Below are 11,481 nucleotides of genomic sequence, written 5' to 3' on the forward strand. Positions count from 1 at the left end.
CTATATTCTCCATATTTGCCTGATAACCAAACTTAACTCACCTAAATAACCGCAAAATGACTGCAACCCTAAACCTCCCAAAAGGGAATGTAACCTATGCGTTCTTCTGGCTGTTGCTAACTTTTTCTCTGACATTTGTTGCCTGTAAAAAAGAACAGGTACCTGCCACTCCTCCTCCAACACATGTAGCTGCCGATCCGAATGACGTTTACAGGATCGCCTTTTCGAAAACACTGGCTAAAGCAGTAAAGGACGAACCGGCTGTCCGTAGTTTCATCAAAACAGAAGCTACACGTATGTTTGATAATGATTATGATATTCTCTACCAGGCTGCAAAAGACAAAAAACTGGCTAACGGCCGGACTTTACAAGAAACACTGTTTAAATACGCTGATGATGCAGAAGGTTTTCGAACAGCCAGTGAGCAGTTGCCATTGTTGACCATTTACGTACCTGAGCTGCCTAACTTCTCAGCAGAAAAATGGCATGCAGAAACGGAGATCCCACAAGTAGCAATTAAACAGGCTGACAAAGCAGGAACCAGCATTTACGATGCAGCAGGAAAAGAAACTGTCCTGGGAAACAGTGATATCCCTGGATTCCCTCTGCTGGTAGTGAAAAGTAATGAGCGTGTGATCAACACAAATGCTACTTCAGATGCCCGGCAGCTGAAAAATGTCTTTTACGCTAATGCGCGTTATTCCTTCGCCTTTCTGGATGATGCATTTGATGGTTCCAAACCTAAAAAGCCCGCACCGTCTAATGAAAGGCTAGCGCTGAGTATAGATCAGACACTCATAGACGCTTATAACTCGGGCACTGAATGGCAAAGGGATTATATTTACTACGGCATCACACCCACAAATACTGTGGGAAAATTTACCAACCGCTACAGTGAATTTATCACTTCCTTTTCTTTTACTAAGCCGGAACACCTGGGACTGATCTCTACGCATGCAAACGACCCAAAAGCAGTTACCGATAAAGTATTGCAGCGTCCATACTGGATTGACGGGCGGTTTGAGATCAGGATCAGCATATTTCTCAATTCAAAAAATGCAGTGGGCCAGGAACTCAGGAAGTATTTTACTGCAACAGGGCCAGAACTATTCACACTTGAGTATGACAGTACAAAATTAGCAATCGGCAACATCTATTTGTACCACTTCACACAGGCCACCCCACGGGTTTATAATCCAAATATAGAGATCGTGCCGTGGGATCTTGAGCAATACGGCAGCATCTGGAAATTCGTTGTATCTGAATACGATCCGGCTGAAGAAATAACGAGGACAGTTACCAATACGACAACCTATGGATCAAATTTTGAAATAAATGTTAGCACAGGAGAAAAACTCAAGATAGGTGGTAAGTTTGGGGCAAGTGCGACAACCACACACACAGAATCATATCAGTATAAAACTACTACCGGCTCTCAGGACCTGGCCGAAGGTGTGCTTGATTTTCGTTACCCGGTCATCACCAACATCGGGCAGATCTACATTCCTTTCATCGGTATGCGTACTATTTACCTTACGTACAAAGTATCTACAGGAACGGTTACTTTTTCAGTCGAGCCTAAAAAACTTTACTAACATTTAGTCTGCTCTGAGAGGCATTCTTCATTCCCCACATGCACGGGATGGCCTATAATGGCAATGACCAATGATAGCTAACAAAGGGAACGGAAAACATATCCATTTGTTAGCCATCATTGGTCATTTCTCCGCCGTCAGGAATCACCAGACAGCCTATCACCATTTATTTTACTCTGTCTGCGAATGCTTCAAACATATCCAGCAGACCACCTTCAGCATGATCGTCGTCTTTCTTTTTCAGTTTCATATAGACGTCATAACCACTTGCATTGAAATAAACAGTCACTTCCTCGCCTGCCAGCAGCGTAGAATCAATTTTGGCTATCTCTTTACCTGTAGTATCTTGTATATTCCCAGCTAGTTTTCCTTCTTTACTTTCCAGATGCATGAGCATTTTAGAGTCGCCCTGAGGTGTTCCTTTCACCAGCACATTCCATTTACCACTAAAAAAGTCGGCGCCACTTTTGGCTTGTCCCTGAGCACAGGATGAAAATGCGATGGCCAGTAAGCATGCGATAAAAATTGATCTTAGTGTTTTCATAACTTTGGAAATTGGGTTTAAAAAGTATTAATTAGTCTGCCATTTTAAATGTGGTATTCAATACCACCATCAGAGAAGATCCGGGCGCTGCGTCTTTATTTTTGAATACAAGGTATATATCATGATAACCTTCTGTCGCCGTAACAGGTAATTGCACTGGTTTACCGCTGAATATGGAAGCACCCTGTGCATCGCCGATAAACGGTGTTTGTCCCAGCAATTTACCATTCGGATCATCTATGTGAAGTTCAATAATACCACCTGCAGCATTTAACTGTGCTTTGGGCGCCATCGCAATAAATTCTATACCGGTAATACCAGTCAGGTCGGTATGCTTCAGTCCTATGTAGCTGCTGCCCTGCGTTGGAATAATAAAGCTGTTACCGCCATAGCTCATCTTGGTAGCATCCTTTACGATATCATATTTTGTAGGATTAATACTTGGATTACGCAGCGTGATAGAATCTATAGATGTTATACCTGGTAAGCCATTATTGCCTCTGTCGGTATATCTTGCGTTAAAGACGAAAATACCATTACCTTTATCGCCCGCTGGTATCTTTGCCGTGTACGTTCCTTCTGACGCCAATGATTTAACGGCAGGTTTCGGCGTGGATAAGCTCAGAATGTATTTAATCATTTCGGCGGCATCATCTGCTGACAGCTGCGGATGTGCAGGCATTGGCACATCCCCCCAGGCACCCTTTCCTCCGGATATCGTCTTCTTTACCAGCTTTTCAACTATACTACTATTGCCCTGGTATTTCTTAGATACAGCAAAATAAGCCGGACCAATGGACTTTTTATAATCACTGTGGCAGGATCTGCAATCGCTCGCGCTCAGCAACTTCAACCCTTTCGCATTATTGGATGCAGCAGTGGGTGTGTTATGACCTGTTTCAACAATCGCATTCGCCTGGTCTGGCATCACATAATCCATATTTACAATCACATTCACTGGCTTTATCTTACCACCAGATAAAGTACCATCTTCCCTATCCTTTACATCAACTTTGTATTTATAAGATTTACCAGCTACATAAAAACTCCTGTTGATTTTACCAATGTCAAACCTGACATCCGGTGCTTCATTCCCTGCTGTTAATTCCATTGACTGTGTGGATACTCCACCCTTATTATCAGATACAGTCAGGCTGGCCTTATATAGCCCCGGTTTTGAAAAAGTAATAGCGGCATCCATTCCTGCCATTGTCTGCGCAAAGCCATTTTTAGAAGTTATCTTCCAGGTATACTTCAGGGTATCTCCATCCGGGTCCGTTGTTCCATTTGCAGACAATTTGATATTTAATGGCATAGCCCCGCCAGATTTATCCGTCGACATCTGGATCACAGGCTTCCTGTTGCCCGCATTGTATTCAATGCGTACCAGCCTGGCGTCGTCATTTGCAGAGAACCAACCGGAGCCATATTCAAGCATATAGAGATCGCCATTATCCGCGAATTCCATATCCATCGGGTTACTGAATTTATAGCTGGGCATCACCCTTTCCATTGATAGGTAGTTGCCGTCCTTGTCCAGCGTTACCGCCATGATCCATCCACGCATCCATTCATATATCAATAATTTGCCATCATAATATTTAGGGAAAGCGTGTGCCGCATTCTTAAAATCCTCGCTATGAAAAACAGGACCGGCCATCGCGGTTCTTCCACCGCTGCCTAACAGGGGGAATTCTTTCGATGCACCATAAGGATACCATATGAATGCTTTCTGTGCCGGAGGTAACTCATTCAGGCCAGTATTATTGGGAGATGTATTGACAGGCTTTGCGGGATTGAATTTTTCAGCAACAGCATTGGTGACAAAGTTCACTCTTGCGTAAGCTATATTATCCCCTACAAAATAAGGCCAGCCAAAATTGCCTGCTCTTCTCGCCTGATTTACTTCATCGTAACCTGCAGGGCCTTTCAATGAATCAGCGTCATTTGCATCCGGTCCTACTTCACCCCAATATAAAAATCCTGATTTCTTGTCTACAGCTATCCTGAATGGGTTTCTGTCGCCCATAATGTAAATTTCCGGCCGGGTCTTAGGCGTTCCTTTCGGGAAAAGATTGCCTTCCGGTACAGTATAAGAGCCGTCTGCCTGTGGTTTGATACGAATAATCTTGCCCCTTAAATCATTTGTATTAGCGGAAGACTTTTGCGCATCCCAGGGTGATCTCAATTCGCGTTCGTCAATAGGCGCATAGGCAGTCGCCCGAGGACTTGTATTATCTCCGGTAGACAGATACAAGTTCCCCTTGCCATCCCAGCTTATTGAACCGCCCGTATGGCAACATTGCTCACGTTGTGTGGTTACTTCAAGCAGTACCTTTTTAGATTTTAAATCAAGTATATCACCGTTTAATGTATACCTCGTGAGGATATTTTGCGATTTAGCAGGATCGGAGTAATACAGATATATCCAATGGTTCGAAGCAAAATCCGGGTCCTTGTTCAATCCCAATAAACCATCCTCTGCTTCAGACTCCTTACCCTCCCTGTCTTTATACTTTGTACTTACCGGAATCGTAGCAATGGTCTTCAGTTGTTTGGTTTTAAGGTTGTACAGCTTTACAGCGCCATGCCGCTCAATGAACAGGATGCGTCCGTCGTTTAACACCGTAATTTCCATTGGTTCATTCAGTTTCTCAGCCAGTACTACTTTGGAAAACCGGTTTTCTTCGGGCTTTGCTTTTGAATAATCCAACGTAACAGGAGCAGTGGCACTCATGGCATATTGAAGGCCAGCCCATAGGTGATTCAGAAATAATGGTTCTTTAAATGTTTCATCAGTATGCCCCATGTTGGTATAAAACGACCGGCCGCCGTCAAAATCATGATACCAGCTCATAGGATGCTTGTCACCGTTCTTGCCGCCTTTATAACTCTTTTCATCAATCGTTACCAGTATGTGTATGCTGGGATCTATTTGTTTGAAGCTATAGAATTCATCGGTGCGTTCGAATGTTTCGGGCATATCTTTGGTAGCAAAGCTATTTTTCTCTGCTACGTGGAATGTACCTGTCTGAACGTTGTTAGGCATCGGATGATCCAGAAACCATGCACCTGCCAGCCTTCCATACCATGGCCAGTCGTATTCACAATCTGTAGCAGCATGAATACCCACAAAACCACCGCCTGCTTCGACATATCGTTCAAATTCCAGCTGCTGCGCATCATTTAATACATCGCCAGTGGTGCTGAGAAAAACAACTGCATTGTATTGCTTTAAAATCGATGTTCTGAAGAGCGAAGCATCTTCAGTGAAATCAACCGCAAAGTTTTTTTCGGCTGACATTTTTGTGAACGCCGCTTTACCTGCTGCAATTGAAGAGTGTCTGAAACCTTCCGTCTTGGAAAACACAAGTACACGAAGCGATTGGGCATTAGTATAACTCAATCCGAAGGTCAGAATGGCTAATAACAGCACAAAAGCCGATAGATTTTTCCGGGCCATGATGTCAATATTTATGTGGGTAATGGTTAATGACTGTCTTTCTTAACGCCAATGTTTAACATTAAAATAGCTATCGGCCTTCTTTCATATTGCCGTTATCAACAGGGCTAAACACCAGATGCATATGATATTCGTTAATATTGGGACAGGTTTGTCATAGTGGGCGCCCGACTGCACAATCTAATATATTGTGCAATTGCTCTCCATAACGTGTAAATGACGGAATAAATCTAAGAGGAGTTTCTCAATCAACAAAATTTATTTCGTCAAAATGACAGAATATGTAACTTTGGAAACGGCTACCATCATACAATCAATTGTGAATGAATTAAATAAGGAGTAGTTCTGACACTAATAAAGGGTGATATGGATATAAAAGAGTTAGAATCCTCGTATTTCGATGACAAAATCTATGTTAAGAATGTCGCTGTTGATAATGTTATTTTTGGTTACCATGATAAAGAATTGAGAGTATTGCTTCAGCGGCCTACCTCGTTTCCCAAATGGACAGTGACAGGCGGATATGTACGCAAAACTGAGTCAATTGAAGAAGCGGCAGATAATATTGCATGTATGAGGACGGGGTTAAAAAATCTTTTCCTTAAACAATTCAGGTCATTTGGCAATCCTTCAAGAACCAAAGGTGAAAGGGAAATCGTAAAGAAATTCTTTGAAAGCATAGGCATGGAATTGCCTGCTGACTCCTGGATCTTAGATTACAGTGTATCCATCGCTTTTTATACGCTTACTGAATTTTCCCGGGTAACTGTACAAAAGGCCCCTTTTGATGAGGCCATCGATTGGTGGCCGGTATCCCAGTTGCCTCCCATGATGTTTGACCATGCATTAATTATAGCCGAAGCGCTAAAAGCATTACAGCATCATATTTATCATTATCCCATCGGGTATGAACTATTGCCCGAAAAATTCACACTACCTGAAATCCACAGCCTGTATGAGACTATTTTAGACAAGACCCTTGATAACCGGAACTTCACAAGAAAGTTAATGTCAACCGGAATCGTTAAAAAGCTGGACGAAACGAGGAGTATCGGGGCACACCGGTCTCCTTACCTTTATAAGTTTGACAAAAGGAAGTATGACACCGCTTTAAAGAAAGGCATTTTTCTGGCATTTTAGTTTCCATGTGATGCTTCGTTTCAGGAAACTTAGCACGATAGTGCTGATCTCCGGAAAGTGGCTTTCCAGGGCAGCACGCTGTGAAAACGGGCTGCATAGCATCATTCAACTTTGGCTGGATCCATATCCATTTTACGGAAAGGATGCACTAACTTCATGCCAGCCTTCGAATATAAACCTACGTAATTCATAGTACTAATGTTGACTGATCTCATTGCCCAGGACCTACATGTGATTTTCTGTGGTATTAATCCCGGGTTGAAATCTGCTGCGGAAGGTCATCATTTCTCCGGACGAAGCAATCGTTTCTGGAGAGTGCTGCATCTGGCGGGCTTTACTCCTTATGAAATCAAAGCTGTAGACGATACGACAATACTGAATTTAGGTTATGGTCTGACAACAGCTGTAGAAAGAGCGACCGCACGTGCAGATGAGCTTTCAAATGAGGAGTTTCAGCATTCCATTGAAGCTTTCAAAAGCAAAATGATACATTTCCGGCCCAAACACATCGCATTCCTTGGAAAGCCTGCTTATATAGCATTTACAGGGAAAAAGCGTATTTCATGGGGGCTTCAGTCTGAAGATTTCTGTGGAGCAAAAGCGTGGGTGTTACCTAACCCCAGCGGACTAAACCGCGGGTTTTCATTGAACGATCTGGTACATCATTACGGAGAGATGTATTGCAACATACAGTAGCGACGGTAGATCTATATAAGACCAATGTCAGACCTTCTATATCCAAAAAATAACTGCCTCAACGAGGAGGCAGTTAATTCAAGCCATAGGAATGGGTACATACACACAAACATTCTTTTATCTCAAAAATTTTCAATATTCCTTTATACTATCCCGTCAAATTCTCTCAGTTTTCGGTTAAATCCTTCGCTGTCCTTAATAATAGCCAACCTGGCACTTCTCACGAATTCGATCAATCCATAGGGCTGAAGTACGCTTGTCAGTTCATCTGTTTCTCCACGTTGACCCGAAACCTCAAAGACAGTATACTCTTTTCTGATAGCGACGGTTCTGGCACCATAGCGACGCAGCAAGCGTTCAACATCGACGTGTTCTTCAATGACGTTCGTTGCCACCTTGTACATTGCCAGCTCCTGCCAGATGACGTTCTCATTTGTATGGTAATAGACTTTAAGCACCTCTGTCAACTTTTCCAGATGCCGGGCGAGTTTGCTCATTCCCTGCACCGTTTCATAGATCAGAATATTAAAGCGATGAATACCCTCTACTTCAGATGGAGATGCGTTTAAGCTTTCAACATTAATCTGACGACGGGTAAAGATCAGACATATCCTGCTTAGTAAACCAACATTATTTTCTGTATAGATGGTAAGATTATACTCTTTCCTGGGCGAATCCTGTTTAATCATATTTGTGATTTATCTAAGCCTTATTTCACTGATACCCGCTCCCTGAGGAACCATTGGAAATACATTATTCTCTTTTCCGACCATTACTTCCAGCAGATATGGTCCCTTGTTATTGAACATATCTTTTATCGCCCCATCAAGTTCACTCCGCTCGGATACACATCGCCCGCTGATACCGTAAGCAGCAGCTACTGCAACAAAATCGGGGTTCTCCATATCAGAAAATGAATACCGTCTGTCGTTAAACAACTCCTGCCACTGGCGAACCATTCCCAGAAAGCGGTTGTTCAAAATAATAATTTTGACATCGAGGGAATTCTGCATGATAGTTCCCAGCTCCTGTATATTCATCTGAAATCCCCCATCACCTGCTATAACCACCACGGTTCTCTCAGGTGCACCATACTTGGCTCCTATCGCTGCGGGAAGGGCAAATCCCATTGTTCCTAAACCACCACTTGTTACCTTACTCCGGGTATGATTTAATTTCGCATAACGGCTTGCCGTCATCTGATTTTGTCCTACGTCAGACACGATCACTGCATCTCCTTTCGTACACTCATTAAGTATACGGATCACCTCACCCATCGTCACTTCTCCGGACACAGGATTAAGCTCCGGATAGATGACTGTTTCAAATTCCTCTTTGTAAAGTGCATGGAATTGTCTCAGCCACTCTTTATGTTCTCTCTTGTCAATTAAAGATGTAAGCAGTGGTAGTGTTTCCTTACAGTCGCCCCATACAGGTACAGTCGCCTTTACATTCTTATCAATCTCAGCCGGATCGATATCCAGATGGATCACTTTCGCTTGTTTTGCATACCGGTCCAGGCGACCAGTCACCCGGTCATCAAACCGCATCCCGATGGCGATCAGCAGATCACATTCATTCGTCAGCACGTTGGGTGCATAGTTGCCATGCATGCCAAGCATGCCTACATTCAGCGCATGATCTGAAGGAATGGCCCCGGCGCCCAGCAATGTCCACGCTCCGGGAATGCCACTTTTCTCAAGGAAGGTTTTAAATTCATTCTCGGCACCTCCTAATATTACACCCTGTCCCCAAACGATTAGCGGTTTCTTCGCTGTATTTATCAAATCGGCAGCCTGTTGAATATATTGCTCACGAACAATTGGCCTGGGCCTATAGCTCCGGATATGATGACATTTCTCATATCCCCGATAATCAAACTCCTGCAGCTGCGCGTTTTTGGTGATATCAATCAACACAGGTCCGGGACGTCCACTACGTGCGATGTAAAAAGCCTTTGCCAATACTGAAGGAATTTCTTCAGCATTAGTGATCTGATAATTCCACTTTGTTACCGGCATTGACATATTAACAATGTCCGTTTCCTGAAAAGCATCAGACCCTAACAAATGCGCAAATACTTGTCCTGTAATGCAGACAACCGGCGTGCTGTCTATCATCGCGTCGGCGATACCCGTTAAAAGATTCGTAGCACCTGGACCACTGGTGGCGAAGACGACACCTACCTTACCGGAGGTCCGCGCATAACCCTGCGCTGCGTGAATGCCACCCTGTTCATGCCTCACCAGGATATGTTTCAGTTGCTGTTCGTAATCAAACAATGCATCATAAATGGCTAGATTAGCCCCACCCGGCAGACCGAAAATTACGTCTGCTTCTTCGGCAACAAGTGCTTCTATAACTGCCAGTGCACCGGATATCTTTCTCACATTCCTGGTGTCTTCTTTTTCATTTGTCTTTGTATCTGGAATTTCCATACTATAAATCATTTGGCGTGGTATACTGTATGTGTATTTCAATCTGAATATCTTCGTAAAAATAGCACACACAGCATACCTTCTCTTACGATAACACGCCAAAGATTGAACGATTCCGGCCAGGGCTATTTTCCTTCTTCCCTGTTCCTGAGCAGACAAACTACTGGCAAGCCTAACTCATTTATACCTGTCATCGCCGCATTATGCACAAAGCCATAACTTTCCCAAAAAGCTATATCAACATCGTCAGCAAACTCGCTTATCCAGGTGATCTGCTGCGCATGGCAGAGACTGAGACTCCTTTCAAAGAGGTTATTTTTCACCTCCATCTCATTGAATCTTTCCAGCACCCGGAAATCCGCGATCCTTATAACACTTTTTCCCTGCAGTATCTCTGGCCGTTGTCCTTTCGACGTCACCCTGGCATATCCTGCCACTTCTCCATTCACCCAAACGACCAGAAACTGGTTTGCCATACTATTTACCTCGATACGCAAGGCCTGATAACTAAAATTAGTTTGAATATATCCCTCAAGTTGATCCACAGGCACTTTACCTGTATACTTCTCCCTTGCTGTTGCCGCACCGATATGCATCAGTAACTTCAGATTCTGTTCTGTACCAATGCACGAATTGGTAACAATCCTGTTTACCTTAACTAAACCTTTCGATTTAATATCTGTCTGAATATTGTCTATCATAAATTCCTTTTTTATTGTTTCACTATACATACAATACTTAAAAATGGCGTCAACCCAACGCATCAGGGGCGGTAATCTAAGTGCGCAAATTCCGAAGGACGCATTCCGGTAATCTGATAAAATGTATAACTAAAGGATGCCAGGCTTTGATAGCCGGTCAGATATGCAATCTCACTTAATGTGTGTTGCTTTTGCTGAATAAGTTCCAGGGCTCTCACCATTCGCAATAGCTTCAAGTATTGCAGAAACGACATTTTCAATGTGCGCCTGAAAAACCTCGAAAGCGTTCTGTCACTCAAACCGAATCTTTTACCAATACCTTCCAATGTGTGCTTATCCGCCAGGTTTCCTTCCATATATGCCATAATCTCCAGCATGCGCTTATTGTCTGTATACGGCAGCGCAATCGGAAGATAGTTAACACTTATTTGTGGCAGGATATTCCGGATAGATTGCAGAAAAACGAAACGCTCCTCATCCGGTAAAACATGCCCCTGCCATTGCTCCGTGAACCTCATCATTTCAATGAGTAAATCGTTGATCGGATAAATTCCTACCCGGTTGAAGAACTCATGTTTATTCTCCCCTTCGGGCGCAAACAGAATAGACCTTAAATGAGTGCCGCTTTGTGTGATAGTCATACTGTGTGAAACGCCTGCCGGCACCCAACAATAATGTCGCGAGGGTATGACAAGCAACCTGTCAGCAAGCCTGATATAAGCCAATCCACCGTCTACGTAAGACAGCTGTCCCTTGGAATGGATATGGGCAGGAATATGCTTTTCACACCTTTCATGTATCACAAAAATTGACGCGGGGTGCCGTTCTATTTCTCCTAAAGACGCTATAAGACTCATCGTAGTTATTATTCTATTACACGTATTTTCAAGATCTCACATTCGCT

Annotated in this window: 9 protein-coding genes; 3 read left to right on the forward strand and 6 right to left on the reverse strand. The window is 43.4% G+C overall.

Annotation, left to right across the window (positions count from 1 at the left end; genetic code table 11):
• The first annotated feature begins 56 nt into the window (after positions 1-56).
• Positions 57-1,595, forward strand: a complete 1,539-nt coding sequence (locus CLV42_RS19755) for a hypothetical protein (RefSeq protein WP_106603663.1) — start codon at positions 57-59, stop codon at positions 1,593-1,595.
• Positions 1,596-1,761: 166 nt separating this feature from the next.
• On the opposite strand, the gene CLV42_RS19760 is transcribed toward CLV42_RS19755, so the two are convergent.
• Both CLV42_RS19760 and CLV42_RS19765 read right to left on the reverse strand, forming a co-directional pair.
• Positions 1,762-2,139, reverse strand: coding sequence for a hypothetical protein (locus tag CLV42_RS19760; RefSeq protein ID WP_106603664.1), 378 nt, complete (start codon positions 2,137-2,139; stop codon positions 1,762-1,764).
• A 31-nt stretch (positions 2,140-2,170) separates the two neighbouring features.
• A complete protein-coding gene (locus tag CLV42_RS19765; protein WP_106603665.1) occupies positions 2,171-5,602 on the reverse strand; it encodes a ThuA domain-containing protein in 3,432 nt (1,143 codons plus the stop codon).
• A gap of 366 nt (positions 5,603-5,968) precedes the next feature.
• On the opposite strand from CLV42_RS19765, the gene CLV42_RS19770 reads away from it, so the two are divergent.
• Together CLV42_RS19770 and mug are read left to right on the forward strand one after the other, a co-directional pair.
• Positions 5,969-6,742, forward strand: a complete 774-nt coding sequence (locus CLV42_RS19770; protein ID WP_106603666.1) for an NUDIX hydrolase — start codon at positions 5,969-5,971, stop codon at positions 6,740-6,742.
• Positions 6,743-6,940: 198 nt separating this feature from the next.
• Positions 6,941-7,438, forward strand: a complete 498-nt coding sequence (gene mug / locus CLV42_RS19775) for a G/U mismatch-specific DNA glycosylase (protein WP_106603667.1) — start codon at positions 6,941-6,943, stop codon at positions 7,436-7,438.
• Positions 7,439-7,581: 143 nt separating this feature from the next.
• Here mug and ilvN read toward each other — a convergent pair whose 3' ends face one another.
• The 4 genes from ilvN to CLV42_RS19795 all read right to left on the reverse strand — a co-directional run bounded on the left by ilvN (position 7,582) and on the right by CLV42_RS19795 (position 11,434).
• A complete protein-coding gene (gene ilvN / locus CLV42_RS19780; protein WP_106603668.1) occupies positions 7,582-8,127 on the reverse strand; it encodes an acetolactate synthase small subunit in 546 nt (181 codons plus the stop codon).
• A 9-nt stretch (positions 8,128-8,136) separates the two neighbouring features.
• Complete coding sequence (gene ilvB / locus CLV42_RS19785) at positions 8,137-9,876, reverse strand: biosynthetic-type acetolactate synthase large subunit (protein ID WP_211303493.1); 1,740 nt, start codon at positions 9,874-9,876, stop codon at positions 8,137-8,139.
• A gap of 125 nt (positions 9,877-10,001) precedes the next feature.
• Positions 10,002-10,577, reverse strand: coding sequence for an N-acetyltransferase (locus CLV42_RS19790; protein ID WP_106603670.1), 576 nt, complete (start codon positions 10,575-10,577; stop codon positions 10,002-10,004).
• Between the two features lie 62 nt (positions 10,578-10,639).
• Positions 10,640-11,434 carry an AraC family transcriptional regulator gene (locus CLV42_RS19795; RefSeq protein ID WP_106603671.1) on the reverse strand — a complete coding sequence of 265 codons (795 nt, stop codon included), beginning with the start codon at positions 11,432-11,434 and terminating at the stop codon, positions 10,640-10,642.
• Positions 11,435-11,481 lie beyond the last annotated feature (47 nt).

This window comes from Chitinophaga ginsengisoli (genome assembly GCF_003014595.1).
Lineage (GTDB): Bacteria > Bacteroidota > Bacteroidia > Chitinophagales > Chitinophagaceae > Chitinophaga > Chitinophaga ginsengisoli.